Annotated in this window: 25 protein-coding genes; 15 read left to right on the forward strand and 10 right to left on the reverse strand. The window is 45.7% G+C overall.

The features are described 5' to 3' along the window. Position 1: 1 nt before the first annotated feature. From L0M98_RS09220 to L0M98_RS09235, 4 genes are read left to right on the forward strand one after another with little or no spacing between them, the layout of a single operon-like run. Positions 2-1,375, forward strand: a complete 1,374-nt coding sequence (locus tag L0M98_RS09220) for a RagB/SusD family nutrient uptake outer membrane protein (RefSeq protein ID WP_227215640.1) — start codon at positions 2-4, stop codon at positions 1,373-1,375. Between the two features lie 54 nt (positions 1,376-1,429). Continuing rightward, positions 1,430-1,597 carry a hypothetical protein gene (locus tag L0M98_RS09225; RefSeq protein ID WP_176555093.1) on the forward strand — a complete coding sequence of 56 codons (168 nt, stop codon included), beginning with the start codon at positions 1,430-1,432 and terminating at the stop codon, positions 1,595-1,597. A gap of 25 nt (positions 1,598-1,622) precedes the next feature. Then, the gene (locus L0M98_RS09230; RefSeq protein WP_227215641.1) at positions 1,623-2,891 is read left to right on the forward strand and encodes a Calx-beta domain-containing protein; all 1,269 of its coding nucleotides are present in this window, start codon (positions 1,623-1,625) and stop codon (positions 2,889-2,891) included. 41 nt (positions 2,892-2,932) lie between these two features. Then, on the forward strand, positions 2,933-5,566 hold the full coding sequence (locus L0M98_RS09235; protein ID WP_227215642.1) for a zinc-dependent metalloprotease: 2,634 nt from the start codon (positions 2,933-2,935) through the stop codon (positions 5,564-5,566). A 71-nt stretch (positions 5,567-5,637) separates the two neighbouring features. Here L0M98_RS09235 and L0M98_RS09240 read toward each other — a convergent pair whose 3' ends face one another. The 7 genes from L0M98_RS09240 to rsfS form a co-directional block, all read right to left on the reverse strand. Continuing rightward, positions 5,638-6,324 carry an RluA family pseudouridine synthase gene (locus L0M98_RS09240; RefSeq protein ID WP_099294618.1) on the reverse strand — a complete coding sequence of 229 codons (687 nt, stop codon included), beginning with the start codon at positions 6,322-6,324 and terminating at the stop codon, positions 5,638-5,640. A 120-nt stretch (positions 6,325-6,444) separates the two neighbouring features. Further along, entirely contained in the window at positions 6,445-7,260 is an 816-nt protein-coding gene (gene panB, locus L0M98_RS09245; RefSeq protein ID WP_099292871.1) for a 3-methyl-2-oxobutanoate hydroxymethyltransferase, read from the reverse strand. Between the two features lie 31 nt (positions 7,261-7,291). Further along, positions 7,292-7,963: a phosphatidylserine decarboxylase family protein gene (locus tag L0M98_RS09250; RefSeq protein ID WP_099292869.1), complete on the reverse strand. Its 672-nt coding sequence runs from the start codon at positions 7,961-7,963 to the stop codon at positions 7,292-7,294. A 36-nt stretch (positions 7,964-7,999) separates the two neighbouring features. Beyond that, entirely contained in the window at positions 8,000-8,818 is an 819-nt protein-coding gene (locus L0M98_RS09255; protein ID WP_099292867.1) for a phosphatidate cytidylyltransferase, read from the reverse strand. Then, the gene (locus L0M98_RS09260) at positions 8,805-9,014 is read right to left on the reverse strand and encodes a putative signal transducing protein (RefSeq protein ID WP_099292865.1); all 210 of its coding nucleotides are present in this window, start codon (positions 9,012-9,014) and stop codon (positions 8,805-8,807) included. Before L0M98_RS09260 ends, L0M98_RS09255 begins: the two co-directional genes overlap by 14 nt. A 56-nt stretch (positions 9,015-9,070) precedes the next feature. Further along, entirely contained in the window at positions 9,071-11,044 is a 1,974-nt protein-coding gene (gene ftsH, locus L0M98_RS09265; protein ID WP_186975707.1) for an ATP-dependent zinc metalloprotease FtsH, read from the reverse strand. An 8-nt stretch (positions 11,045-11,052) separates the two neighbouring features. Then, entirely contained in the window at positions 11,053-11,409 is a 357-nt protein-coding gene (gene rsfS / locus L0M98_RS09270; protein WP_099292863.1) for a ribosome silencing factor, read from the reverse strand. 268 nt (positions 11,410-11,677) lie between these two features. Here rsfS and L0M98_RS09275 point away from each other — a divergent pair, with 268 nt between their 5' ends. After that, complete coding sequence (locus L0M98_RS09275) at positions 11,678-14,992, forward strand: golvesin C-terminal-like domain-containing protein (protein WP_227215643.1); 3,315 nt, start codon at positions 11,678-11,680, stop codon at positions 14,990-14,992. Between the two features lie 108 nt (positions 14,993-15,100). Here L0M98_RS09275 and L0M98_RS09280 read toward each other — a convergent pair whose 3' ends face one another. Continuing rightward, positions 15,101-15,553, reverse strand: a complete 453-nt coding sequence (locus L0M98_RS09280; RefSeq protein ID WP_099292861.1) for a hypothetical protein — start codon at positions 15,551-15,553, stop codon at positions 15,101-15,103. Positions 15,554-15,821: 268 nt separating this feature from the next. Between L0M98_RS09280 and L0M98_RS09285 the strand changes: the two genes are divergently transcribed. The 5 genes from L0M98_RS09285 (at position 15,822) to miaA (ending at position 19,203) form a co-directional block, all read left to right on the forward strand. Next, the gene (locus L0M98_RS09285; protein WP_099292855.1) at positions 15,822-16,913 is read left to right on the forward strand and encodes a pyridoxal-phosphate-dependent aminotransferase family protein; all 1,092 of its coding nucleotides are present in this window, start codon (positions 15,822-15,824) and stop codon (positions 16,911-16,913) included. Positions 16,914-16,927: 14 nt separating this feature from the next. Further along, positions 16,928-17,239, forward strand: coding sequence for a DUF2752 domain-containing protein (locus L0M98_RS09290; RefSeq protein WP_227215644.1), 312 nt, complete (start codon positions 16,928-16,930; stop codon positions 17,237-17,239). A 10-nt stretch (positions 17,240-17,249) separates the two neighbouring features. After that, the gene (locus tag L0M98_RS09295; protein WP_099292851.1) at positions 17,250-17,576 is read left to right on the forward strand and encodes a CCC motif membrane protein; all 327 of its coding nucleotides are present in this window, start codon (positions 17,250-17,252) and stop codon (positions 17,574-17,576) included. A 13-nt stretch (positions 17,577-17,589) separates the two neighbouring features. Continuing rightward, positions 17,590-18,195 carry an IS1096 element passenger TnpR family protein gene (locus tag L0M98_RS09300; protein ID WP_099292849.1) on the forward strand — a complete coding sequence of 202 codons (606 nt, stop codon included), beginning with the start codon at positions 17,590-17,592 and terminating at the stop codon, positions 18,193-18,195. A gap of 105 nt (positions 18,196-18,300) precedes the next feature. Beyond that, positions 18,301-19,203: a tRNA (adenosine(37)-N6)-dimethylallyltransferase MiaA gene (gene miaA, locus L0M98_RS09305; protein ID WP_227215645.1), complete on the forward strand. Its 903-nt coding sequence runs from the start codon at positions 18,301-18,303 to the stop codon at positions 19,201-19,203. A gap of 66 nt (positions 19,204-19,269) precedes the next feature. Here the strand turns inward: miaA and L0M98_RS09310 are convergent, their stop codons facing one another. Continuing rightward, positions 19,270-20,262 carry a DMT family transporter gene (locus L0M98_RS09310; RefSeq protein WP_227215646.1) on the reverse strand — a complete coding sequence of 331 codons (993 nt, stop codon included), beginning with the start codon at positions 20,260-20,262 and terminating at the stop codon, positions 19,270-19,272. A 105-nt stretch (positions 20,263-20,367) separates the two neighbouring features. Between L0M98_RS09310 and L0M98_RS09315 the strand changes: the two genes are divergently transcribed. Then, positions 20,368-21,741, forward strand: a complete 1,374-nt coding sequence (locus tag L0M98_RS09315; RefSeq protein ID WP_227215647.1) for an aldehyde dehydrogenase — start codon at positions 20,368-20,370, stop codon at positions 21,739-21,741. Positions 21,742-21,790: 49 nt separating this feature from the next. Continuing rightward, positions 21,791-21,955 carry a rubredoxin gene (rd, locus tag L0M98_RS09320; RefSeq protein WP_099292841.1) on the forward strand — a complete coding sequence of 55 codons (165 nt, stop codon included), beginning with the start codon at positions 21,791-21,793 and terminating at the stop codon, positions 21,953-21,955. A gap of 221 nt (positions 21,956-22,176) precedes the next feature. On the opposite strand, the gene L0M98_RS09325 is transcribed toward rd, so the two are convergent. Further along, a complete protein-coding gene (locus tag L0M98_RS09325) occupies positions 22,177-23,787 on the reverse strand; it encodes a fumarate hydratase (protein ID WP_099292839.1) in 1,611 nt (536 codons plus the stop codon). Positions 23,788-24,202: 415 nt separating this feature from the next. Between L0M98_RS09325 and L0M98_RS09330 the strand changes: the two genes are divergently transcribed. From L0M98_RS09330 to L0M98_RS22585, 3 genes are read left to right on the forward strand one after another with little or no spacing between them, the layout of a single operon-like run. Further along, complete coding sequence (locus L0M98_RS09330; protein ID WP_317198021.1) at positions 24,203-25,468, forward strand: M48 family metallopeptidase; 1,266 nt, start codon at positions 24,203-24,205, stop codon at positions 25,466-25,468. Positions 25,469-25,480: 12 nt separating this feature from the next. Then, the gene (locus tag L0M98_RS09335; RefSeq protein WP_186975701.1) at positions 25,481-26,719 is read left to right on the forward strand and encodes a competence/damage-inducible protein A; all 1,239 of its coding nucleotides are present in this window, start codon (positions 25,481-25,483) and stop codon (positions 26,717-26,719) included. A gap of 57 nt (positions 26,720-26,776) precedes the next feature. Continuing rightward, complete coding sequence (locus tag L0M98_RS22585) at positions 26,777-26,899, forward strand: hypothetical protein (protein WP_255723111.1); 123 nt, start codon at positions 26,777-26,779, stop codon at positions 26,897-26,899. Positions 26,900-26,960: the final 61 nt, after the last annotated feature.

The raw sequence follows: 26,960 nt of genomic DNA on the forward strand, positions 1-26,960 counted from the left end.
TATGAGAAGATTTGGTTTATATATCATGGTTTTGCTCTTGATTGGACAAACGTCCTGCTCGCGTTATCTGGACGTGAAAGACAAGAGTGAAGTAGTACCGAAAACTGCCGAGGAGTTTTCCGCTATATTGCACACGCGTTTGAATAATATCGAGCAGGCGAGCGAGTATGCTTTCTTCGGGGCGTACCTGAACACGTTGCCTTTCGAGTTCTACACGGATAATATGGACGCGAACCTGACGATTTCGGAGAGGGATATTCCCGAGTACGTGGGAAGTGACATCAATAGTCTTTCCGGTAAGTTCGGCTCGTTGTACGAGGTGATAAAGGATTGTAATATCGTGCTGCACGAGTTGAAAGAACGGGACACGGAGTTCGGGAAAAAGCTTTTGGCCACGGCTTACACGATGCGTGCCGTTTGTTATTATAACCTGATGCGTAATTTCTGTGAACCGTATGATAAAACAAGGGCAGGGGAGCAATTGGGGGTGCCTCTGGTGGATAAGTTCGACATGGAGGGGAAGCCTGACCGTGCAAGTTTGAAAGCAACAGCGGATTTTATTATTCATGATTTGAAAGAAGCCTTGAAACTCAACCAGACGGATAAACAGTATCTTTTCTACGCTGATGTCACTAACGCGTATCTGGCGAGGACGTATTTTTGGACGCAGGAGTGGGACTTGGCTGCAAGCACGGCAAAAGAGGTGTTGGATGCCTACCCGTTGATTCGCGGGGATGCTTATAGAGAGATGCTCCAGAGTGAAGTGGAACGGAAAGGGAATGAATTGATTCGTAGCGGAACAAAACAGAGTGAAGCGTACACCCGTTTGTACATGCAACGGTCGAAACAACGTCCGGTTTCGTTGGACTTGGTGAAGTTGTTCACGGAGAAAGAGCGGGATATTCGTTATACTTTCTTTTTTGACGAGCAATTCTTGAATACCAAGATGTTGAAGACTTCCGTGCGGGCTGCCGAGATGTGTCTGGTTATGGCAGAGAGTTACGCGCACGCCGGGGACGAAACGAACGCCTTGCGGTACCTGAATCATTTGCGGGAGAATCGGATCAGTGATTATGTCCCGTACACGGCGCAGAATCTTCCAGAAGTGAATACTGACGCTTTAGTCAAGGTCGATGCCACGGGTAAAGCGTTGACTCCCTTGATGTCCGCGATATTGAACGAACGGCGTAAGGAATTGTACTTGGAATTCGATCGCTGGTACGAGTTGAAGCGTAACGGAAGTCCTGTCATGTGGTGGGGGCTTAGTGGAGTGAAGTACGAAACGGCTAAGTTTATGTATTTGTTCCCGATCCCGAAAACTGATATCGCTTTGAACTCGGGATTAATCCAGAATCCCGGGTACGAGGGACTGTAATAATAACATTTAATATAGAATGACATGAAAGCGTTAAAATATATCATAGGAATAATGGTTCTAGTATTATCGGGATGTGACGATGTGGATGATATGCCGCCCCGTCTGGCGGACATTTCCACCACGTTTATTATGCCTGCCTTGCCTCGTTTGACAAATGCGGAAAGGGCTGTTATTCAAGAGAGAAGAGATGCTTATAATGAAGCGTTGGAAGAAAATTGAAGTTCCACGAATAAAGAATAGAGTTATGCGAAAGATTTTATTTGTTTTTTCGTTGCTGGTGAGTTTGAGCCTCCTGTGGGCTTGCTCGGATGATGATGATAAGGGACCCACGTTGAGTTTCGGGCGTCCCATATATATACTGAAAGCTGTTGATTCTTTGGCAGTGGAGGTAATGGTATCGGAACCGGTAACGGAAGTGGTGAGAGTTCCTTTCACGGTAGAAGGATCTGCCGTGGAAGGTGAAGATTACACGTTGTCGGCAAGGGAATTTACAATCCAACCGGGTCAGATGATTGATACGATTCACGTGAAGCCGAAAGATAACGTGATAGGACGACGTGAAATTCGCTTGAGTTTACAGGAAGTGCCGGGATATCGCTTGTGGAACAATCGTTGGGCGATGATTCCCGTGGAAACGAAGGATTTGTTCACCGGCTCATTTACCCAGGCTTCCATGGATTTGAAGAATGAGATCGTCGTGTCCGCCGGAATGAAAGTGGCAGGGGAAGATTACATGTACAAGCGGGAAGAGTTGCGCGTACCTTTCGAGATAGATCCTGAATCCACGGCAGTGGAAGGAGAGCATTACGAGATCGTGGGCGGCGGACGTGAGTTGTACATGGGAGTAATGAAGGCCACGGCTGACGTGACCGTGCGTTTCCTCAAGAAAGAGGAGGGGAAAGATAAAGTGATCCTTCGGTTAGTGGAAGAAGGTCGTTTCGAGGCGGGTACGAACGGTTTCGTGGTCATAAACGTGAACGGACCGACGCGTTACGAGGAATTTGTAGGGACATGGATTTCTCCTAATTTGATAAGTGTTGACTTTATCAAGAGTATGGTTTGGGGACACCCGAACGATTGCGATAATCTGCCATTGAATAATCCCGCCACGGACAAGATCGTGTTTGGTGCGGCGAATACCTTAAACGTGGATGGCGTGTATGGTGATTTGGCAAAATACTTGCGGAATTGTGACGTAATCTATAAGGGGGAAGAGCCCGAACAGTTATGGGATCAGGATGCTTACGGGATAAAACGGGATGTCGTGACGCTGGAGTTAAGTAAAGCGAACGTGAACTATTCCGCCGCTAACGTGACGGAACGCCCGGCGATTATTTTGGTGCGTTTGTTGAGCAAAGGGAAAGTCTTGGAATTTCGGGTTGTGGATTACGAACCGACTGATTTCTTGACGGGAACTTATAAAGACCAGATGAACCCGGGATGGGGCGATCCGCCACAGTACCCGATGAGGGAATTGTACCCGCTGGTATTCCGTTTCACGAAGGTGGAATAAGAGAGAAGATTTTTCAATGTCTTACTATAAAAATGAAAAGTATGAAAAAATGGATGTTAGTATTGCTGGTAGGGCTTCTGGTGTTACCATGCACGCGGGAAACGTACGCTTCCGGTCGTAAGAAAAAAGGTAAAACGACGGAGGTCAAAGCACCGGAGAAAAAGAGTGCTTATGACAAATTGTTCAAAAAGAAGTCGTGTGAAACCGTGAAGAGTAATTTTATCACGCTTCACAAGGTGGACGGCAAATTGTATTTCGAGATTCCGACGAAGTATCTCGGGCGGGAAATGTTGCTGGCTTCCACGTTGACGTCGACTTCCAGTAACGATTTCTGTGACGTGGGATACAAGCAGAATGATCCGCTGCATATCAGGTTCACGAAGATCGACAGTACGATCTATCTCAACGAGGTGAATGCTTACGTGACGTCGAACCCGAATGAGCCGTCTTTGCGCAAGGCGATAGATAAGAATTTCATGGATGCAATTCTCTATTCTTACAAGATAGCTGCCTATAATGGTGACAGTACGGCAGTCGTGATTGACGTGACCCCGATGTTTACCACGGATATGAAGGAGTTTGCTTTCCTGCCGACTTCTATCATGGGATTGATTCAAGTGGTGACCAGTTTCAATAAAGACGGGTCAGCCTTGGGAGAAATCAAGGCGTTTGATGATAACCTGACGGTGAAGTCCATGCTGTCCTATAAAATGTCGTTGAAGTTCATGGCTTTCTCGATATTGGATAATATGCCATTGACGGCAACTGTAACCCGTTCGTTACTTTTATTGCCGGAGGAGAAAATGCGTCCTCGTATTTCTGACTCCCGCGTGGGGATATTCGTGACGAGTAAACAACACGTTTCCACGGAGAAAGACGGTATACAAAACTACACGCTTGCCAATCGTTGGCGTTTGGAACCGAAAGATATTGCCGCTTACAGAAGGGGGGAACTGGTGGAGCCGGTGAAACCTATCGTGTTCTATATTGATGATGCCTTCCCGGAATTGTGGAAACAGCCGATCAAGGAAGGTACTTTGCGTTGGAATGCCGCTTTCGAGAAGATTGGTTTCAAGAATGCCGTGCAGGTGCGTGATTTCCCGGCTGATGATCCGGAGTTCGATCCGGATAACCTGAAGTACTCCTGTATCCGCTATTTGCCTTCCTCGACCGCTAACGCGATGGGCCCCTCTTGGGTAGACCCGACAACCGGGGAGATTATCAACGCTTCCGTGTTGGTTTACAATGACGTGATTCGTCTGATTAATAACTGGCGTTTCGTGCAGACGGCACAAATCGACCCTTCGGTACGGGCAAAGAAGATGCCGGATGATATCGTGAAGGAGTCTATCGCTTACGTGGTGGCTCACGAGGTGGGACACTGTCTGGGGTTCATGCACAATATGGCGGCATCGGCTTCTTACGCGGTGGATTCTTTGCGTTCCGCTTCTTTCACGAATACTTACGGGACTACGCCCTGTATTATGGACTACGCCCGTTTCAATTACGTGGCGCAACCGGGCGACAAGGGAGTGCGTCTGACTCCGCCCGACTTGGGAATTTACGATTATTTCCTCGTGAAGTGGAGTTATCAGCCTTTATTGGATGCCGGGAACGAGTGGGACGAGCAAGCAACCTTGGAAGGTTGGGTGGACGAGAAAGCGGGTGATCCCCGTTATCGTTACGGTAGGCAGCAGATCTATTCCCGCTATGACCCGAGTGCCATTGAGGAAGATTTGGGTGACGACCCGATAAAAGCCGGAGAATACGGTATCAAGAACTTGAAATATATTCTTGCCAACATGAATGATTGGGTAACCGACGATACCGATTTCACTCATCGCGAACAATTGTACAAGCAAATCGCGAATCAATATTACCGTTATCTTATGAACGTGATGTACAACGTGGGAGGGATTTACTTGACGGAAGTGAAAGACGGTACGCGAGGACAACGTCACGTGTCCGTGCCGAAGAACGTGCAAAAGGCTTCGCTGGCGTGGATATTGAAGGAGTTCAAATCTGCCGATTGGCTAAATAACAAGGAGTTGACGAAGAATTTCAGCATGGCTGTCGATATGACGCCCGTGTTGCAAAAGAGGCTTCTGGATCAGTTGGAACGCCTGACCGGAAATATACTTTTGTCCGCTCATTTGTCATCGAATCCTTACACGGTGCAGGAATACTTGACAGATTTGTATAACGGGGCTTTCGACAGCACGATCAAGGGACGGAAATTGACGGAAGGTGACAAGATGTTGCAACGTTTTATCGTGGATGTATCCAGCAGCGCATTTAAAGATGCCGGAGGCGGTGCGTTACGGATGTTGACGGATGCGGCTTATGTACCTTCGGTGGAGGAGATTGCCGCTTACGGGTTGGATGAAAGCGGGTTTATTCACAAGTATATAGATCAATTCCGTCAGTTGGAAGAAGAACACGGGGTTGGCTACGTGGCACGGCAAATGGCTCTGAACGAGTTCGGCTACGGTTATGGTTTCCAAAGGCGGGTCACGGTCGGTGAGATTGATAATTCACAGACCTACATACAGGATATGGCATTGAAAGCACAGCGTTTGTTGTCTTCTAAAGTTGCCGGGGCAACGGGCGACACGAAAGTGCATTATCAATCCATGTTGATGAAATTGAATAAAGCATTGAAGGATAGTAAATAACCCTAAGTTTGTACTACTGGATGATGGAGCGAGGCTGTCCGGAATTACCCGGCAGCCTTGTCTTTTTTTAATTACTTCAAGTTCTCGTAAAAGAAGCGCCACAACGTGTCGTTCAATGGCGGGGGAGCGGTGACGGTCACCATCTCTTGCTTCACCGGGTGCATGAACGTGATGGAACGGGCATGAAGGCTGATACCTCCTCCCTCGTTGGAACGGGGGAAACCGTATTTCAAGTCGCCTTTGATGGGGCATCCGATCTTTGCCAATTGGCAACGGATCTGGTGATGACGTCCCGTGCACAGCTTTACTTCCAACAGGTAATAACGTTGTCCGGCTCCCAGCAGGGTATATTCCAGAATAGCTTCTTTCGCTCCACTCTTGGGTTTGTTGTAAGCGTATGATTTATTCTTCTCGGGATCACGCGTCAGGTAGTGAGTCAATCGGGCATGGTCTTCGTCGGGAAGATTCCCCACGATAGCCCAATAGATTTTGGTGATTTCCTGATCGTGTTCTTGAAACATCTTGTTCAGACGAACCAATGCTTTGCTGGTTTTGGCGAATAATACGACACCGCTCACCGGGCGATCCACGCGGTGGGGAATACCCAAGTACACATCACCGGGCTTGTTGTATTTCTCCTTGATGTAGGCTTTTACCCGTTCGCTTAGCGGCTCATCACCCGTTTTATCTTCCTGCACGATATCCGATACCCGCTTGTTCACGGCTATGATGTGATTGTCTTCGTATAAAATCTCCAAATCCCTCATATTTATTTATGATTTACGATTTATGATTTATGATTTACGATTTATGATTTATGATTCACGGTTTGTGATTGATGATTTCAATCTAAAATCGTCAATCATAAATCTAAAATTCTAATATTGTTCTCTCTCGTTCGGGAAGTTGCGGCTCTTCACGTCGTTGATGTAGTTGCTGACAGCTCCCGTCATTTCCGCGTACAAGTTGTGATAGCGACGCAGGAACCGGGGTGAAAATTCCTGATTGATTCCCAGCATGTCGTGAATCACGAGTACCTGACCGTCCACGCCGCCGCCGGCACCGATACCGATAATGGGTATGCTTACTTCTTGTGCCACTTGCGCGGCTAGTTTTGCCGGAATCTTCTCCAGAACGATGCCGAAGCAACCGGCTTCTTCCAAAGCATGGGCGTCTTCGATCAGTTTCTTGGCTTCTTCCTCTTCCTGTGCCCGTACAACGTAAGTACCGAATTTATGGATACTCTGCGGGGTAAGCCCGAGGTGTCCCATCACAGGGATTCCGGCAGAGAGTATGCGTGAAACCGATTCGAGGATTTCTTTTCCGCCCTCTAGTTTCACGGCGTCGGCGCTTGTTTCTTTCATGATGCGGATAGCCGAGCAAAGGGCTTCCTTGCTGTTCCCTTGGTAACTGCCGAAAGGCAAATCCACGACAACCAAGGCGCGTTCCACGCCCCGAACCACGGAAGCACCGTGATATATCATCTGGTCGAGCGTAATCGGCAGGGTGGTTTCGTGTCCTGCCATAACGTTGGACGCGGAGTCACCCACGAGTATAACATCTATTCCGGCATTGTCGATAATCTTTGCCATGGAATAGTCATAAGCGGTAAGCATACTTATTTTTTCACCCTTCAGTTTCATTTCCGACAACACGTGGGTGGTTACTCTTTTTACTTTCTTTTGAACAGACATAGTACTGATTTTTTACGAGCCGGTGAACGGATCACTTGGACTCAGGTTCTTTAAATGTTCCGATAAGTGTTTGTGAACCGGTCACTTTTTGTCCCAGCTTCACGTCTATTTTAGTCCCTAGCGGCAAGTATAGGTCAACACGGGAACCGAATTTGATGAATCCGGCGTGTTCGTCTTGACGTGCTTCTCCGCCCACGGGAGCGTAAGATACGATACGTTTTGCCATAGCCCCGGCGATTTGGCGCATGACGATGTCCCGCCCGTCACGGGCTTCTATGGCGATAGTGGTTCTTTCATTCTCCGTGGAGGACTTGGGCAGGTAGGCTGCCATGTATCTTCCTTGATGGTATTTGAAATATTTGATGATTCCGTTGATAGGGAACCAATTGATGTGCACGTTAAAGATATTCATGAATATGGATACCTGTATACATTGTTTTTTCAAGTACTCCGGTTCGTATGTTTCCTCTATAACCACGATTTTCCCGTCGGCAGGGGCGAGGATAGTGATATCGTCCGGCGCGATGTGCCTGTTCGGGAAACGGAAAAAGTTTACCATCAGGAGGTAGCAGATAGCACTGACAACGAGCACAGCCCTGAAAACAATGATACCGGGAGAGAAAACGTAGACAAGTACGTTGATAATGGCGATAATTACAAATGCTTTAATTAACAGTGAATGACCTGCTTTATGTATCTTCATATTCTTTTCGTTACGTTATTAAAACAGCGGGCAAAGTTAATACATGAATTCCATATAAACAAAAATAGCGGGGATTGTAAATATGACAGCGTCGAATCTGTCGAGGATTCCCCCGTGCCCGGGCAGAATATTGCCGGAGTCCTTGATTTCAATACTACGTTTGAACATGGATTCCAGTAAGTCGCCGTAAATGGCGAATACCACCACGATGCAGGAGATGACTGCCGTATCGAAAACGCGGTATCCCTCGATATACGGAGCCACGCACAGCCCGACAATAATGGTCATCAGCCCGCCGCCGATGGCTCCTTCCCAAGATTTCTTCGGGGATATCCGGGGAAAAAGTTTATGCTTGCCGAGTAAAGAACCGGAAAGGTAGGCAAACGTGTCGTTTACCCACACGAGCAGGAAGGGGAAAAAGATGATTTCCGGCATCCATTGTCCCGAGTTTGACATGTAAGGCAAGTATATCAATAAGGTAAAAGGCAGGCTGATGTACAGGAGGGCATAATAGGAGAACGCGATGTTCTGGAATCCGTTTCCTTTTTTGCGATAGAGCTCGCGGATAGCCATAATAAATGTCAGTATGAAGAAATAGAGGTAACCGTCTTTGTAACCGATGTAGTTATGCAGGAATCCCGCGGTGAATAGCACGCTTCCGCACACGATACAGAAAAAGAGGTTGACGTGGATGTTCATGTGTCGTGCCATACGGCCGAACTCAAGAAGTCCCAGAATGTTGATGATAAAGAACAGTACGTAAAAACAAATGGGGTGTATGAAAATACACCCTGTTAGTACCACGACAAACAGCAATCCGCTGATTGCCCTTTTTAAGAAATTACTCACGATCATTGTATGCTTTTATAACTTGCTCGGCTTTTTCCCGGTCTTCTTTGTTTACCATGACGTTGATATCGCCGAATGTTTTGTAAGAAGAATCCCGTTGATTCAGAACTACGGCAGGGATTCCCGAGTCGGTTAACACTTCCTTGATTCGTTCTGCGACGAATTCTTCGGTTGTCGAGAAAACAGATACCCAATTTTCCATAACTTTCGTTTTTTAGTTTATACTGTTTTTATCCTGTCGGGAATAGCCCTTCGTTCTTATAATTCTTCGGGTTGAATGGTTTCCCCGTCTTCTGTCCAAGGACGTTTCCCGAGTATTCTTTCCAGATCATCGCTGAAGATTACCTCTCTCTCGATCAAGAGTTCGGCAACTTGGCGGTGCTGGTCTTTATGTTCACTCAATAGTTGTTTTGCCCGTTCGTACGCGGCTGAAACCATCGCTTTCACTTCTTCGTCGATAATCTCCGCCGTTTTTTCCGAGTAAGGTTTCGTGAAGTTGAAATCACTTTGTCCGGTGGAATCGTAATAACTCAACATTCCCACTTTATCGCTCATACCATAGATGGATACCATGGCATAGGCCTGTTTCGTGGCACGTTCCAAGTCGTTCTGCGCACCCGTGGATATTTCGCCGAAGACGATTTCTTCTGCGGCACGTCCGCCCAACACGGAAACCATTTGGTCGAGTAATTGGTCTTTCGTGGTGATCTGGCGTTCTTGCGGCAGATACCACGCCGCACCCAAGGCTTTGCCTCGCGGTACGATAGTCACTTTCAACAGCGGGTGAGCGTGTCGGAGCAACCACGATACGGTAGCGTGTCCCGCCTCGTGATAAGCGATGGTTTTTCTCTCGCCCGGTTTGATTACCTTGCTCCGGTTCTCGAGTCCTCCCACGATACGGTCGATGGCATCGAGAAAGTCTTGTTTTTCCACTGCCGATTTGTTTTTACGGGCGGCGATCAGTGCTGCCTCGTTCGCCACGTTGGCAATATCCGCGCCCGAGAACCCGGGTGTTTGTTTCGCGAGGAAGCTGTAATCGATATCCTCTGCAAGTTTCAACGGTTTCAAATGTACCTTGAAAATATCTTCCCGGTCTTTCAATTCGGGGAGATCCACGTATATCTGACGGTCGAAACGTCCGGCACGCAATAGCGCGCTGTCCAGAATATCCGCCCGGTTGGTGGCAGCCAGAATGATAACGCCCGAATTGGTTTCGAAGCCGTCCATTTCAGTCAACAACTGGTTCAACGTGTTCTCGCGTTCGTCGTTGGAACCCATGTTCGGGTTTTTGCCCCGGGCGCGACCGATGGCGTCGATCTCGTCAATGAATATGATACACGGGGCTTTCGATTTCGCTTGCTTGAACAAGTCGCGTACGCGGGATGCCCCGACCCCGACGAACATTTCCACGAAGTCCGATCCCGACATGGAGAAGAACGGTACGTTGGCTTCTCCCGCCATCGCCTTTGCCATTAAGGTTTTTCCCGTTCCCGGGGGACCCACGAGTAAGGCTCCCTTGGGTATTTTACCTCCCAACTTCGTGTATTTATCCGGTGATTTGAGGAATGACACGATTTCTTCCACCTCCTGTTTCGCCTCGGCTAATCCTGCCACGTCTTTGAACGTGATCTTGATATTGGATTCCTTGTCAAACAGTTTGGCGTTGGATTTTCCCACGTTGAAGATACCGCCGCCACCGCCGCCGCCGGCGTTTTTACTCATCCGGCGCATGAAGAATACCCAAATACCTACAAATAGAGCCAAGGGCAGGATGATGGATATGATGTCTGCCCACCAGTTGTACTCGTCGCCGTAATCGACATGTATGTCCGCGGTTTCCGGGTATTCCTTTTGTGCTTCTTCCAGATTCTTTTCGAATTGCTCCAATGTCCCGAAAGGTACGTAGTATTGTGGTCCCGTACTTTTTTGATTAAATCCCTTGGAAACTAATTTATCGTGAGTTTCTATCTTCTCCGGTTTCAGGAAGATATTTGCCTTTCCCCCGTTGCGGACGATAAGAATTTCTTTCACCTCGTCCTTGGCGAGAATATTGGTTTTAAATTCCTGCCACGAGATACGTTCCGGGTTTGTCGGCATACTGAAAAATTGGTAGCCTATAAGAATGGCGGCAATAATAATATAGGTCCAGTAGCCGCCGAATCTCTGGTTCCTGTTGTTTTTCCTCCCGACCGGGGGAAAATCAAAGTTATCGTGTTTGTTGTTTTCTGCCATATCGTGTATTAATTTTCTTCTATTCTGGTTATTTCTGCATCCACCCAAAAGTCTTCGAGTTGATAATAATCTCTTTGTTCTTTTTGAAATATATGTACGACCACGTTTCCATAGTCCAGAACAACCCATTGTGCTTGTTGCTCCCCTTCCACGTGTAACGGTTTTTCCCCCGTGTATTCGTTGACTTCATCGTGAACGTAATCCGACAAGCTCGCCACGTGCGTGTTGGAAGTTCCGTGACATATTACGAAAAAACTACAGAAACAGTTTTCGATTCTTCTTAAATCAATCTTTACTATATCGACACCCTTGTTCTTATTTAATGTTTCAATTACTTGTTCAACTATTTTTTCTGCTCCACTCATTCTCTATAACTAATTTCTAATTTAAAGTACAAATATACATTTAATATTTAATCCCTTTACAAAAAGCGTACCTATTTTCCCGTTGTTTGTTATTATGACGAATTGTCAGTGGAATAGGTTTGGATTTTTAGAGACAATTCTTACAAATTCGATAATTGTTGATTTTTTTATTTTTCAAGCTATATTATTTTAAGAGAAATTTTTGAATATGAATTATTTGTTTAAATTTGCAAAAGAGGTTTTATCGTTTATTTAAATATCAATGACCATGAACTTCCAGAATATAAGAATCATTACTTCTCATACTTTTAAGATTTTGATGAGAAATCGGTTGTTGCAATTTCTTTTCCTTTTTATATGGATTTGCATCGTGTATGTACAGGTTTTGAATCAAAGTATGGATACTTATAACGCGAGGTATCTAGATTCTTTTTATCCTTATATGAATGCTTTCCTGTTCACGCTTTTTCAAACTTTGCCACTTGTTGTGGTTGCAAGTGTTTTTTTGAATAGAAAACAGAGAATTGATACGATAGAGACCACGTATTATCATTCGGAAAGCAACGCGGAATACGTGTGGAGTTCTTTTTTGGGCTTCCTGTCCTTTTTTGGATTGGCTGCAGTAATATCTTTATTGCTAGGAGTACTCGTCCGTACTTCCAGTAGTCATTTTTTCTTTAGTTTGTTGCTGAACTGCTTTTATTTGTTGACATTGGTCGTACCTTCTGCTGTTTTTATGATAGGTTTTTCTTTTTTTATTAGTAGTTGGGTGAAAAATCAATTATTATGCAAATCAATACTTCTAGGTTACGTGTGTCTGACGTTTTATGTCGGGGACGTGTATAAAGGAATTTTTGATTTCTGGGGGGTGACTTTACCGGGTGCTTTCTCTGATTTTGTAGGGCATCCGGATCCGGGAAGATATTTATTGCAACGAGCAGGATGGTTGTGCTTGGGATTAGCTTTCGTGCAGTTAGCGGTGTTCCGTTTTGAACGTATCCCGAATAACCCCAAGAGGTTTAGAGCGAGAAATATCGCGTGTGTTTTTTTGATATTAGGAGTGATATTCATGCTTTCTTTTTTGAGAGCTAATTATATTGACCATGTTTCCCGGCAGAAATATATTGAAACCTATGGCAGGTACGCGGCTTCTCCTAAAGGAACTCTCGTGTCACAAATTATCCGGTACGCTCAACAGGGCGGTAAAATGAGCGTGAATAGTGAATTTCTGGTACGCAATCAATCCGATTCGGACATTCCGGAGTTGCTTCTTTATTTGAATCCGGGGTTACATGTGACTTCATTGACAAGTGGTAATGAAGTATTATCGTTTGAACGAGAAAACCAAGTGGTTCGGGTAAAACATTCTTTGCTTCAAGGAGATTCGTTGCGGGTTTATATGACGTATGAGGGGCAAATAGACGAGAATGTGTGTTATCCGGATATTTCTTTTCATGAAATTACCGAAACGGGCAAAAAGGCTCATTTAGCCTGTCGTTACGGTAAACGATATGCTTTTTTAGAGAAAGATTTTACTTTGTTAATTCCGGAAGTCTTATGGTATCCTGTGACTGTTCCTTCTGTAAATCCTCACTCGCGATTTGAGGTTTCTAAGAATTTCTCGCGTTATACTTTGCGGGTCGAGAATCCGGGGGAAAAGACAGTGATCTCGCAAGGAGAAAGAAGTGGCGTGGGAAAAGATATTATTTTTAAAAACGAGATCCCTTTACCGGGAATTTCTTTATGCATGGGAAATTACATGACTAAACGAGTGGAGATTGATTCAACGGTCTATGAATTAAATATTTTGCAGTCACATAAATCGTTGCTTTACTCTCTATGGAATCGTAAAAAGGTTTCACCTTTTGATATGATCTCTTGGGTGAGAAACAAGGCAGAACTTACCATGGGGAAAAGTTACCCGTACTTGCGTTTCATGCTGGTGGAAACACCTATCAGTTTTACTTCCTATTTCCGGAACGAACGGGGAGGAAGTGGTTTCGTTCAGCCGGAATTATTGTTTTTCCCGGAAAATGGGATCGGGCGAAACGGGTCGTTGGAATCAATGTTTGATATGAAGGGCTTTTTTAATTCTCTTTTTTTCAAGGAAGAGGATTACGTGGCATTGTTTTCTTGGAATCAATTATTCGGGTTGGATCGTTTGAGGGGGGGGCTTCGTGAGCTTCCGATGGAAGATGTATCTAATAATTATTATATCGGATCCTTGTTTTATAACCAGTTGGGTTCGATAATCTCGTCTGATTATGCCTGTATGGATGCAGTGATAAATTTGATTTTGCAAGATAATAGTCCAACAAGGAAAGACGGATGGAAAAAATTCAATTCTAAAGTAGAAGAAGAGGCTATTTATTACTTGAAGGAGCATAGCCTGAAAGATGCGTTCGAGGATGAATCTTTACGTTTTGAGGCGTTGAACGTGTTGATGGCACTAAAGGGACGGGAACTTATAGGATTACTTGATGCCAGGGGGGCTGTCGTGGATAGTGTTGTTGCTTTTCTCGTGGGTTTTCAAGATAAGTATAAATTTAAAGAGGTCGATTTTAACGTGCTGGAGCATGAGTTTAAGGAGCGATTTGGGGTGAGCTGGAACAGTTTATTGAAACCGTGGTACGAGAAAAAAGGGGTACCCAGATATTACATAAGAAGTTGGGAAAGTTTGCGTGTAGAAACTTCCGATGGGGATAAATGGCGGAGAAAGTTTGCAATCTTTAATGATAGTGATGTCGATGGTGTCGTGTATGTAAAGACTTTACGGTCGGTAATTGGAAATGCTGCTTTTTTTGGACCAGTAGATGATAGGTCTGGAGCGAAAGATAAAATCACGTATAAATCTTATGAGGTGAAGGCAAATTCTGGCATTGAAGTCGTGGCGCATGAAGAGGATAATATAAATCTTAAGATACTCTTGCTTGTGAACATTGCTTCTAATTTACCAAGAGAAGTTTCTTTGGGTGTTTATAACGTTTACTGTGCAGATACTTTGCAATATGTTTATGCTATCGGGAAAGATTATTTCATGCCGGATTCCAATGAAATAATTGTGGATAACGAGGATGCTGGTTTCAAGATCGTGCAGTCTGCTTCTCGGGTACGATTAGGGGATTATCTTCACGAGAAGTCGTTGAAACCATGGGAAAAGTATGCGAATTTCGAGGGCTTTTTTGGGATAAATGTTACAGATAAGTGGAAATCGTTTTTTACGTATAACGGTTATGGTGATGTTGTTAAAAGTTATTTATTTAAACGTGCGGGAGGAGGGAAGAGTTGTTTGGAATGGAGTGTTAGACTCCATAAGGAAGGAAAATATGAGATATTTGTTTATATAACTCCTGATGTTATTCGTGATTTGAGTGAACCTCAGAATCAATATTATACGTTGGTAAATGAAGAGAATGAATATTCATTACAACTAATAAATATGCGAAGGAATGGTGGATGGTATTCTTTGGGAGTTTTTCATTTAGAGTCAGGAATAAGTAAAGTAATCCTTTCAGACAAAGGAATTAAGGAACAAACAATTGTTGGGGATGCCGTGAAATGGGTTTTTAAAGGGGAAAAATGAAAGATTAAGCTTTCGGGGAAAGAAGGTATGAAAAAGTCGCTCTGGAAATATAAAAAAGAAACTGAATTATTCCAGTTTCTTTTTTATGTTGAAAGGTATAAATCTAAATTATTCATAGATGTTAAATGAGCAACTACCTCCTGCTATATACGTATAATTTTCATTCATAAATTTAACTGTAAATGTACCAGAGATAAAGGGAGCTGAAGGTAAAATTTCAATAGGTAATTGTACATAAAGGACATCTCCTGATTCAAGGGGTAGTTCACAGTTGTGCAAGTAATATTTTCCCTCATAAGGGAGTGGAACTTCTACTGTAACTCCCATAATGGTTGTTTCAATTATTATTTTAAATGTTGAAATGTTACACGGTGCTGTTGCACAAAAATACATAAGTGTTGTTTCGCCTTTGGTGAAGTTGATCGGTTGTGTTTCATTTCCCTCTACAACCCATGAAACAAACGGGGGATAATCAAATATGGAATTAAAATTGATTGCGAACGAAATACTGCACGTCATAATAATAATAACAGCCACGATTAATTGTTTTACTCTTTTCATGATGATTTTGTTTTAAGTTAGTTATAGCTTGTAAAGGTATGAATAAAATTGATAAGTGTTATTTATGTCTTTGTTTATCTAGTTATTTTATATTGATGTCTGTAAGAAGAATGATAAGTTGTTAATTTTTTTATTCACGGGTAGTGTTTTTAACAATTCTTATTTGTAGTTTTGCAAACCAGTGCGCCGATTTTGTCGTTTACCGAACCATGAAATAAGGGGGCGGGATTGGATTGTAACGTGAAACATTATAAACTTGTAGAAAAGAATGGAAAAGTATCTGATACCGTTAGTTCCGGGGCCTGTAGCTGTCCCGCAAGAGATTTTGAAAGTTGCTGCCCGGAACTTCGGGTCTGCGGATTGTGAGCCGGAATACGCGGCTTTATACCGGGAAACGGAGGGTTTGTTGCAGAAGATGATGAAAACCCGCGAACGGGTAGTGATTCAAACGGGCGAGGGGATGTTGGTTTTGTGGACGGCTTTGAAAAGTACGTTAAAGCCGGGAGATAGGGTGTTGGTGCTTTCTACCGGATTGTTTGGCGAAGGGTTCGGTGATATGGCAAAAGCGATCGGGTGCGAGGTAATGACGTTGGATTTCGGGTATGACCGGACATTCCATGATTTTGATGCTATAGAAAAGGCTATCGTGGAGTTCAAGCCGAAAATGATCACGATGGTACAGAATGAAACCCCGAGCGGGACGACAAATCCCGTTCAGGAGATTGGGGATTTGAAAGTGAAACACGGGGTACCGTTGTTATGCGTGGATATTGTTTCTGGCTTGGGTGGTACTCCTGTCGATGTAGATGCTTGGCACGTGGATCTGGCTTTGGGCGGTTCGCAGAAATGTTTGTCTGCCCCGGCAAATATGTCTTTTCTTTCCGTGAGCGAGGATGCGTGGAACATCGTGAAAGAGGTGAATTACGCGGGTTACGAGGCTTTGTTGCCTTTCCTGACTGCCCCGGAAACGGGATATTTCCCTTACACTCCTTACTGGCAGGGGACGGCTCAGTTGCATAAGGCTTGTGAATTGATATTCGAGGAGGGCTTGGATAGTTGCATTGCCCGTCACGAGAAAGTCGCCGCTTATTGCCGGGAACGGATTAAGGATATGGGGTTAAAGCTGTATCCTGCCGAAGATGCCGTGTGTTCCCCGACCGTGACGGCTGTTTACGTGCCCGAACACATGACTTGGGAACGTTTGGATTCCGAGTTGAGAGTACAAGGTATGGTTGTCGGCGGAAATTACGGTAAATTGGCGGGAAAGGTATTCCGTATCGGTCACATGGGATCGCAGGCGAATATCAACCTGATCAAGGAGGCGATGGATATTTTGGAAACCGTGGTTCACGATATTTAATTCCGGCGGGATGAATGGTGATATTCACGCGAGAGCTCATTAATTGGCTGGAAGCGCACCAGTTGCCTTGTCTGGTGAAGGAATCTATCGGTATCGAATGTCCCGGTTGCGGGTTTCAGACAGCGGTTTTTATGTTGTTAAGGGGAGAGATTGTCAATTCCGTGAAAACTTACCCGGGATTAATCCCCTTGATCGTGTTTCTGGCCCTTGTGGCAGGGCGTATTGCGGGAATAAAAAAAATATCGCCCGGCATATTAAAAATTACGGGTTTTGTTTGCTTGATAATAATTTTAATTTCATATTTGCTTAAATTAATAACCCACTAAAACGACAACGATGGAGATTATTGAAACGAAGAAAAAAGACCTCCCGAATGCAACGGCAGTGTTGGTATTGGGAATATTGTCATTGGTATTTTGCTGGTGCTACGGTTTCGTTGGATTGGTGTTGGGGATTCTCGCCGTGGCGATGGCTTCGTCGCCTCGCAAGGCTTATTTGGAGAATCCGGACGAGTACACGGAGGCATCTTATAAAAACGTGAGTGCCGGGCGTGTTTGCGGGATCATCGGGATTTGTGTTGCCTTGGCGGTAGTCGCTTTCGTTATCCTCGTTATACTGGGTGTTACGGCACTGGGTGTCGGTTCGGCGTTGATGCTAGGTTAAAATTAAATAACATATGGATTACAGATTTGAAATCAGTTTACCGACTAGTTCGGATTTTAGGTGTGAAATCGCGGTTGGAGGAGAACAGACATTCCAACAGTTTCACGATAAAATTGTTGAGACGTTAAATTACGACAGTTCTCAAATGGCTTCTTTCTTCACGTTAGACCGGATGGGGAACCGGGTGAAAGAAATCGCTTTGATGGATATGGCCGTGGATGACGAGGAGAGTGAAAACCTCGTTATGGACAGCACGAAGATCAGCGATATCATTAAGCCGGGATGCCTCGAACTGGAATACGTGTACGATTTCTTTTCCAACAAGTATTATAAGGTGGAATATGCCGGGGAATATATCCGCGATTCGTCGGACGTGATGCCGGTTTGTATTGCTTGCGAGGGAGATATCCCGGAACAATTCTCGTATGACGAGAGCAATGCTAACTGGGAATTTGACAAGCCCGAGGAAGAATATGACGGCGATTACGACGACAGTTTCATGGAGGAATTCGGGAATGACAGTTATGACGACGACGATCGTCAGGATCGTGACGGTGATGATGATTACTATAGGGATTCCCGTTACGAGAGTTTGGATGATTATATTGATAGACTTTAGTAATTTTAGATTTAAAGATTTTAGATTTAAGATTGATTTTCTAAAATCATAAATTTGAAATTATAATCGTAAATCATAAATCGTAAATCTAAAATCTTTAAATGGATGAAGACATTGCTGGTATTGTTAGGACCGACGGGAGTGGGGAAGACTGACTTGAGTATAGAGTTGGCGAGGCATTACCGGACATCTGTAATTTCTTGTGATTCCCGACAGATTTATAAAGAAATGAATATAGGAACTGCCGTACCGGAGCGAGAGCAACTGGCGGCAGTTCCTCATTTTTTTATTCAGACCGTGTCCGTGCGGGATTATTTTAATTGCTGGGAATTTGAGCAGCAGGCTTTACGTAAGATACGGGAGCTTTTCGAGGAGAGGGATGTCGTGGTTATGGCGGGCGGTTCGATGATGTATATTGACGCGGTGTGCAAAGGGATTGACGAGATGCCTACTATTGACGACGAGGTGCGGGCGTCGGTGAAAGAGATGTTCGAACGGGACGGGATAGAAGCCTTGCGTCTGTTACTAAAGAAGTTGGATCCGGAGTGGTACGCGCGAGTGGATCTGAAGAACGGTAAACGGGTTATGCACGCGTTGGAAGTTTGCCTGATGACGGGAAAGCCGTATTCTTCTTTTTTGACACGCACCGTGAAAGAGCGGGAATTTAATATCGTGAAGATCGGACTGAACCGGGAACGGGAAGAATTGTTCGACCGTATCAACCGGCGCGTGGATATTATGGTTGAATCGGGTATGGAGGAAGAAGCGCGAGCCCTTTACCCGTTGCGGCATTTGAATGCGTTGAACACCGTGGGATACAAGGAATGGTTTGATTATTTTGACGGGAAGTTTGACCGGGAAGAGGCTATCCGTCTGATAAAGCGTAATACCCGCCGTTACGCCAAAAAGCAACTTACATGGTATCGTAATGACCCGGACATCCATTGGTTCCATCCCTCCCAAAAAGAGGAAATCTGCTCCATTTTAAATTCCTTAATTTTAGATTAAGTGATTGAATTACTCTGTCTTGTAAAGGAATCCATTTTCAATTTTCCATTTTCCATTTTCAATTATTTAGTCCGTCATGTATTGTTTCGGCTCCAGTTGCTTGGTGCGTCGGGGCGGCATGAGTAGGATAAGGAACGAACCTAAAATGATAACGCACCCGAGAATATAATCCTTTATATCCAAATCGGGTTTTAAATTGATAGCGTAAACCGCGACAAGCGATTCGAGCCCGTAGGTCAACATGGGTTGGAATGCCCGGAAAGTCATAAAGGTTTCTGCCGTGGCGGTTTGTAGGGTGGCGTAATACAGGTAGGTCGACAGGGAAGTTAGCATGAATCCCGTGAGGCACGCCGACACGATGGTCGTGGGGTGAAGGATATCTTCAATTCGAGGCAAATAGAACCACGAGGGATGGCTGTCGAAGAATCCCGGGGCGAAAATATGTTCCCCGATGGCGATGACGGTAAGTGCCGACATCACGATAATACCACCCCAGAACATGGTGAACCCGGAAATACCGCATTTCTGGCGGGTGGTTGTGTCGGGACTCGCGATAGTTGTTTTCTCGACCACGATAGCGCGGGTGCAACTGGCTATAATAACTGCGGACATGAGTACGCTGACTCGTAATTGTATGGCTTCCGGTAGCGATTGTATGAATAACACGATGCCTACCATGATGACGAGCATACCGAAAATATTACTCGGGTGGGGGCGGCGTTTAAAGAAAATGTAAGCGAAAATCGTGGTCACCACTATTTCCCCGTTTATCAATAAACTCGTTTCCGTGCTGGTGATATACAGGTAAACGGCGGCAAGAAAAAAGTTACGGCATATTTGAAGTATCGTGTACAGCCACGAGTATTTTACACCCGAACGCCAACCTTCACGGGTGACGGGTTTTCGGATGAGCAACAGTGCCACTCCTGCCGAGAATATCTGTAACGTGGCGAACACGAGAATGTTCGCTTCCAAGTACACGATGCAGAAGCGGGTAATAACGCTGATTATTGCCCATGTGATAATAGATAACAACGCGTATAGGGCACCTATTTTCATGCTTGGTTATTTTAATTTGGTTCGGATATAACGATATGTTCGGGTGAAAAGTTTTTTATTAAAATAAAATATATCTTTGTTTTGCTAAATATAACAGAACCGGTAATGACAGAATTGAATACGCGGCACGGGTACGCGGAATCCCTCCAAGTGTTTTACAGGCAGGGAATTACTCGTGATATTTCATGGCGATTGGCGAAATTGAGAGAATTGAAAAAAGCTATTCTTTCACGAGTGGAGAGTATAAACAAGGCTTTGTGGGAGGATCTGAGGAAGTCCGAGGGCGAGGCATACCTGACGGAGATCGGGGTGGTCATCGGCGAGATAGATTATCACGTGAAGCATTTGAGGCGTTGGGCGAAAGGAAAGCGGGTGCCCACCCCGTTACCTTTTTTGCCTTCTCGTAGTCGGATCATGTACGAACCTTACGGGGTGGTGCTTATTATAGCTCCTTGGAATTACCCGTTCCAGTTAATTATGGCACCTTTGATCGGGGCTATTTCGGCGGGGAATTGTGCCGTGTTGAAGCCTTCTCCTTTTGCCCCGGCGACGACAAAGGTGCTCGGGGAGATTGTTGCTGCGGTGTTTGATCCCGGTCATGTGGCTATGTTCGAGGGGGACGGGGAAATGGTCAATCGCTTGCTGGAGGAGCGGTTCGATTATATCTTTTTCACGGGAGGACCTCGTTTCGGGAGGCAGGTCATGGAGGCGGCTTCCCGGCATCTGACGCCCGTGACGCTGGAATTGGGGGGTAAAAGTCCCTGTATCGTGGATCGGGACGCGAATCTGGAGATTGCGGCTCGGCGTGTTGCTTGGGGGAAGTTCCTGAACGCGGGACAGACTTGCGTGGCTCCGGATTATGTTCTTATTCCGGCGGAGCGTGAAGCGGCTTTCGTGGCGGCAGTGAAACGCGCGATACAACTTTTCTACGGGGAGAATCCCGTGGAGAGCCCGAATTACACGAGAATTATTCATCAGGAAGGAACGAAACGTCTGATGAAGTTGATGCATTCCTCCGGGCAAGTGGTCGTGGGGGGAGAGGTCGATGTTGAAGATAAATATATCGCGCCGACCGTGTTGACGGGTGTGGAGCCGGATAGCCCGATCATGCGGGAAGAGATTTTCGGACCGGTTTTGCCGATTTTGAATTACAAGGAGTTGGATGAGGCGATAGATTTCGTGAATAAACGAGAAAAGCCTTTGGCGTTGTATTATTTCGGACCTTCGGCGTCGGCAGAAAAAGTGTTGAAACACACTACTTCTGGCGGAGCTTGTATCAACGATACAATTATTCATGTGGGTAATTTTCATTTACCTTTCGGGGGTGTCGGAACGAGCGGGATGGGCAAGTATCACGGGAAGGCGAGTTTTGAATTGTTCAGTAATTTGAAATCTGTTGTAATTTCTCCCACCTTTATTGATAACCATTTTCGTTATGCCCCGTATAAGCATTTGAAATTGATTAAAAAATTTATGTGATGTCTGATAAGAATTATTATATTTGTTGAAATTTAAAAACAATAGCGCTATGAAAAAGTACATTTGCACAGTTTGCAGTTATATCTATGATCCCGCGGAGGGTGATCCGGACGGGGGTATTGCACCCGGAACCGCTTTTGAAGATATTCCGGAAGATTGGGTTTGCCCGCTTTGCGGCGTCGGTAAAGAAGACTTCGAACCGGTAGAGGAATAAAAATTAAAAAGAAGACCGGCTAACTTTTGAGAAACATCTCATTTCAGTTAGCCGGTCTTTTTTTATGTATGCGCTATCTTTATTTCACCCTTATCCCATCTTAAAAATACTGCTTTTACATACCATTGACATAGCATGGACGCTCGTGTACGTCCATGCTACGTTCATGCTACGTCTATGCTACGTTCATGAGGTAGTGTATAGGTAGCCCAAGGGTAATTTTAATGTGCCCACTCGGCGAAGAAGTCGTTTCCTTTGTCATCGACGATGATGAAGGCGGGGAAGTTTTCAACCCGGATTTTCCGGATAGCTTCCATTCCTAATTCTTCGAAAGCGACGATTTCAACCGATTTGATACTTTCCTTGGCAAGGATCGCGGCAGGTCCGCCGATGGAACCGAGATAGAATCCGCCATGCTTCTTGCAGGCGTCGGTAACGGCTTGCGAACGGTTACCTTTGGCAACCATAATCATGGAACCGCCGTGGTCTTGGAACAAGTCAACGTACGGGTCCATACGTCCGGCTGTTGTGGGACCGAAGCTCCCGGATGCCATACCTTTGGGTGTCTTGGCGGGACCGGCGTAATAGATCGGGTGTTTCTTGAAATATTCCGGCATGGGTTTGCCCGCGTCGAGCATCGCTTTGATTTGGGCGTGCGCGATATCGCGTGCCACGATTAGGGTTCCCGACAGGTTCAAACGAGTTTTTACCGGGTATTGGCTTAATATCTTCAGTACTTCCTCCATGGGTTGATCCAAATCTATATCCACGGCAGGGGCTAGAGCCGGATTCTCGGCGGGTAGGAAACGCGCGGGATTCTTCTCGAGTTGTTCGAGGAAGATTCCGTCTTCGGTGATCTTCGCCTTGATGTTGCGGTCGGCACTGCAACTGACACCGATTCCCACGGGGCAGGATGCGGCGTGACGCGGCATACGGATTACCCGTACATCATGTACCCAGTATTTGCCGCCGAATTGTGCCCCGATACCCATATCTTGGCAAATTTTCTGTATTTTGGCTTCCCATTCCAGATCGCGGAATGCCTGACCGCCCTCGTTTCCCTCGGTAGGCAGGTTGTCGTAATATCCCGCGGATGCTTTCTTCACGGTCGCCAAGCAGGTTTCGGCAGAAGTTCCGCCGATGACCACGGCCAGGTGGTAAGGAGGACAAGCGGAAGTACCCAAGTCTTTCACCTTTTCCTTGATGAACTTGGTCAACGCTTCCTCGGTCAGAAGGGCTTTGGTCTGTTGATAGAGGAAAGTCTTGTTGGCAGAACCGCCTCCTTTGGTGATAAACAGGAACTCGTATTTATTGCCTTGCGTGGCGTACAGGTCGATTTGCGCGGGAAGGTTCGTTCCGCTATTTTTCTCGTTGAACATGGTGTAAGGTACTACCTGCGAGTAACGCAGGTTGCGATCGCGGTAGGTTTCATACACCCCTTTGCTGATCGCCTCGGCGTCGTTGAATCCGGTCCACACGTTTTCACCTTTCTTGCCGATAGCGATGGCGGTACCCGTGTCCTGACAGGTGGGGAGTTCTCCCTCGGCGGACACGACTTGATTCATTAACATGGTGTGAGCGACAAATTTATCGTTGTCACTGGCTTCCGGGTCTTGTAGGATATTGGCTAATTTCTGCAAGTGAGAAGCGCGAAGATAGAAAGATACGTCGGCGTACGCTTCCCGGGCAAGTAATTCAAGCCCCTCTTTTTCAATCTTCAGTATTTTACGTCCTTCGACTTCTATTGTCTTCACGTAATCCTTTGTTAACAAACGATATTCCGTGTCATCTTTCTGTATCGGAAATGGTTCTTGATACTTGAATTCTGCCATAATCTGTATTGTTTTTGTGTTTATATTCTATTGTTCCATAACGGAAAAATTTCTTTAATTTGTCGCAACGAAATTAGAATTAATAAATGAGAAACGCAAATTATATTTACACGGGGCAAACGCGTCAAAACGCTTTTTGCCCTTTTAGTCAAAAGTTTATAAAGTTCATAAGGTTTATAAGGTTCTTAAACCCCTGCGGGGCGCTTTGTCCACGGCAGCATAGCTGCCGGTAAACCTTGTCCGAAGGACGCCCGTTACTTTATGAACTTTATAAACTTTAGGAGCTGAAAGCTCAACTTTATGAACCGGGCGAAAAGCGTCTTGCCCTAGCAGATTACATTTGCCTCTGGCAAGTTGCAGGTTATGAAATTTGTTGTATCTTTGTTCAAGAATTTAAACTTGTAACTTGCCGTTTGTGGCAAATGTAACCTGTAACTTTACCGGAGGTAAAATGATATTTATTGTTATTGTTGTTTTCCTGTGTCTGGATTTTATCCTTGAACGGGTGCTGGAACATTTGAATTTTAAGCATATGTCGCCCGTGTTACCCGAGAGTCTGAAGGGTATCTATGACGAGAAGGAATACGGTCGTTTCCAGTCGTACAAGCGGGAAAACGGACGGTTGGACAGTTGGAGTTCCGGGTTCGGCTTTGCCGTGATGATGATTTTTCTTCTGGCGGGCGGTTTCGGGTGGTACAATGATTGGGTGGTGTCCGTGACCGATAGTGCCGTGTGGCAGACGCTTCTTTTCGTGGTCGGGTTGTCTTTGGCTTCATCCGTGCTGGATATTCCTTTCGACTATTACGCTACCTTTCATATTGAAGAAAAATACGGGTTCAATAAAACCACGAGGAAGATTTTCTGGCTCGATGCCGTGAAGGAATTACTGGTTTCTCTTGTCATGGGAGGCGTGTTGCTGGCGCTTGTCGTGTGGTTCTACACGTGGGCGGGCGCTTCTTTCTGGTTGTACGCGTGGGGAGTCGTGATCGTGTTTTCGCTTTTCATGGGGATGTTTTATTCCCAGTTGATAGTGCCTCTGTTTAATAAACAGACTCCTTTGCCAGAGGGGTGTTTGCGGGATAAGATTCAGGCGTTTGCCGGGAAGGTGGGATTCAAGTTGGATAATATATACGTGATCGACGGCTCGAAACGTTCGACAAAGGCTAACGCTTATTTCACGGGACTGGGACCCAAGAAACGGGTGGTGTTGTACGACACGTTGATTGACGATTTGACGGAAGAGGAGATCGTTGCCGTGCTGGCGCACGAGATCGGGCATTACAAGAAACGGCACACGTTACAGTCCATGGGACTTTCGATAGTGCAAACGGGTGTTATACTCTGGCTGTTTTCCCTGTGTGTCGATAACGCGGCGTTGTCTGGGGCGTTAGGAGGCGATAAGGCATATTTCCAGTTGGGATTGATGGCTTTCGCTATACTTTATTCTCCGGTTAACTTGATTTTGGGTATCGGCATGAACGTGTGGTCACGGAAGAACGAGTACGAGGCGGATGCTTTCGCCGGGACTCATTACGAGGGGGAGTATCTCGTGTCGGGATTGAAGAAAATATCGGTGAAGTCTTTGAGCAATCTGACGCCTCACCCGCTGTACGAGTATATTCATTATTCTCATCCTTCTTTATTGAAACGGATTAAGGCTATTAAACGTATTCACGAATAAAAATGTAAATCCATGAAAGCGATCATTATTACAATCGGTGATGAAATCCTGTTAGGACAGATACTGGATACCAATTCACAATATATTTCGAAACAATTGACTCGCCTCGGGGCGGAAGTGATTGATATTTTATCTATTGCCGACGATCGGGAGGAGATATGCCATTGGGTGGATTATGCCATGAAGCGGGCGGAGCTGGTTATCGTGACCGGTGGGCTCGGACCGACGAAAGATGACGTGACGAAGAAGGTATTGGCGGATTATTTCAATACCCGCTTGGTGATGAACGAGGAGGTGTTGAAGTGGATCGAGAAGTTGTTGGAGAACGGGGGAATGAGTATGAACGAGGCGAATCGCGGTCAGGCTCTTCAACCCGAATCGGCAAAGATTCTGTTCAACCGCAAGGGGACGGCTTCCGGTATGTGGTTCGAACGAGACGGGAAAGTATTGGTTTCTTTGCCGGGTGTGCCTTTCGAGATGGAGGATTTGATGATGCAAAGTGTGGTTCCCGGGTTGCAACACTTGTTCCCGCACCTGCAACTGGATTACAGGATGCTGAAGGTGTACGATATCCCAGAGTCGGAACTGGCTATCCGATTGAGTCAATGGGAAGAAACGCTTCCCGAGGGATTCAGTCTGGCTTATCTGCCTTCCCCGGGATTTGTTATGTTGCGATTGACGGCGAAAGGAAAGCAGGTGTATAATTTGGATGCCCGTTTCGACGGGTTGAAAGAAACACTGGAGGGATTGCATTACACGGAAGGAGAGAACGGGGGGACGGAGCGGGAATTGGGAGAGTTGCTGTTGATGAAAGGAAGGACGATCGCTACCGCCGAGAGTTGCACGGGTGGGAATATTGCCGCCCAATTGACTTCCATTGCCGGGGCTTCGGCTTATTTCAGGGGAAGCGTGGTCGCTTATGCCAATGACGTGAAGGAACGGGTGCTTGGGGTGAGCCGGGAGGATCTGGAACAATTCGGTGCCGTTAGCGAACCCGTGGTGCGACAAATGGCAGAAGGTGTACGCCGCCTGATTGGAACCGACTACGGGGTGTCCACGTCCGGCATCGCGGGACCCACGGGTGGTACGCCGGAGAAACCGATCGGTACGGTCTGGATCGGTGTTGCCGGACCGGGAAGGACGGTCGCCCGCAAGTTTACCTTTTCTTTTACGCGGGAAAGGAATATCGGCAAAGCTACCGTGAAAGCGATAGAGTTGGTTATTGAAGAAATTCGCGGTGGAAATAGATAATTTTTTCAAGGAAAATTCGGTTGCCCCGTGTGGGGTGAAATCGATAATCTTAGACGGGTGCAAGAAGTTGGTGAAGTTCGTTTCTTGGAAGAGGAACGGGAAAAATGGAGATGTAAAGCGTGTGGGGATGTCCTGTCCGTACATTTGAAAGCGTGTATGTTTTGTGGTGGAGAGAGATGAGAAAATGGGACTGTCTAACAAGTTTTAGACAGTTCTTTTTTTTTGTAAAAATAAGGCTTTC

Origin of the sequence: Butyricimonas sp. DFI.6.44, assembly GCF_022132345.1 — a bacterium.
Taxonomy (GTDB): Bacteria; Bacteroidota; Bacteroidia; order Bacteroidales; family Marinifilaceae; genus Butyricimonas; species Butyricimonas muris.

Excerpts from the sequence above, each read along its gene's own strand:
- L0M98_RS09220 (WP_227215640.1), top strand. The coding sequence starts at position 2 with ATGAGAAGATTTGGTTTATATATCATGGTTTTGCTCTTGATTGGACAA.
- L0M98_RS09225 (WP_176555093.1), top strand. The coding sequence starts at position 1,430 with ATGGTTCTAGTATTATCGGGATGTGACGATGTGGATGATATGCCGCCC.
- L0M98_RS09230 (WP_227215641.1), top strand. The coding sequence starts at position 1,623 with ATGCGAAAGATTTTATTTGTTTTTTCGTTGCTGGTGAGTTTGAGCCTC.
- L0M98_RS09235 (WP_227215642.1), top strand. The coding sequence starts at position 2,933 with ATGAAAAAATGGATGTTAGTATTGCTGGTAGGGCTTCTGGTGTTACCA.
- panB (WP_099292871.1), bottom strand. The coding sequence starts at position 7,260 with ATGTCTGTTCAAAAGAAAGTAAAAAGAGTAACCACCCACGTGTTGTCG.
- L0M98_RS09250 (WP_099292869.1), bottom strand. The coding sequence starts at position 7,963 with ATGAAGATACATAAAGCAGGTCATTCACTGTTAATTAAAGCATTTGTA.
- L0M98_RS09255 (WP_099292867.1), bottom strand. The coding sequence starts at position 8,818 with ATGATCGTGAGTAATTTCTTAAAAAGGGCAATCAGCGGATTGCTGTTT.
- L0M98_RS09260 (WP_099292865.1), bottom strand. The coding sequence starts at position 9,014 with ATGGAAAATTGGGTATCTGTTTTCTCGACAACCGAAGAATTCGTCGCA.
- ftsH (WP_186975707.1), bottom strand. The coding sequence starts at position 11,044 with ATGGCAGAAAACAACAAACACGATAACTTTGATTTTCCCCCGGTCGGG.
- rsfS (WP_099292863.1), bottom strand. The coding sequence starts at position 11,409 with ATGAGTGGAGCAGAAAAAATAGTTGAACAAGTAATTGAAACATTAAAT.
- L0M98_RS09275 (WP_227215643.1), top strand. The coding sequence starts at position 11,678 with ATGAACTTCCAGAATATAAGAATCATTACTTCTCATACTTTTAAGATT.
- L0M98_RS09280 (WP_099292861.1), bottom strand. The coding sequence starts at position 15,553 with ATGAAAAGAGTAAAACAATTAATCGTGGCTGTTATTATTATTATGACG.
- L0M98_RS09285 (WP_099292855.1), top strand. The coding sequence starts at position 15,822 with ATGGAAAAGTATCTGATACCGTTAGTTCCGGGGCCTGTAGCTGTCCCG.
- L0M98_RS09290 (WP_227215644.1), top strand. The coding sequence starts at position 16,928 with ATGGTGATATTCACGCGAGAGCTCATTAATTGGCTGGAAGCGCACCAG.
- L0M98_RS09295 (WP_099292851.1), top strand. The coding sequence starts at position 17,250 with ATGGAGATTATTGAAACGAAGAAAAAAGACCTCCCGAATGCAACGGCA.
- L0M98_RS09300 (WP_099292849.1), top strand. The coding sequence starts at position 17,590 with ATGGATTACAGATTTGAAATCAGTTTACCGACTAGTTCGGATTTTAGG.
- miaA (WP_227215645.1), top strand. The coding sequence starts at position 18,301 with ATGAAGACATTGCTGGTATTGTTAGGACCGACGGGAGTGGGGAAGACT.
- L0M98_RS09310 (WP_227215646.1), bottom strand. The coding sequence starts at position 20,262 with ATGAAAATAGGTGCCCTATACGCGTTGTTATCTATTATCACATGGGCA.
- L0M98_RS09315 (WP_227215647.1), top strand. The coding sequence starts at position 20,368 with ATGACAGAATTGAATACGCGGCACGGGTACGCGGAATCCCTCCAAGTG.
- rd (WP_099292841.1), top strand. The coding sequence starts at position 21,791 with ATGAAAAAGTACATTTGCACAGTTTGCAGTTATATCTATGATCCCGCG.
- L0M98_RS09325 (WP_099292839.1), bottom strand. The coding sequence starts at position 23,787 with ATGGCAGAATTCAAGTATCAAGAACCATTTCCGATACAGAAAGATGAC.
- L0M98_RS09335 (WP_186975701.1), top strand. The coding sequence starts at position 25,481 with ATGAAAGCGATCATTATTACAATCGGTGATGAAATCCTGTTAGGACAG.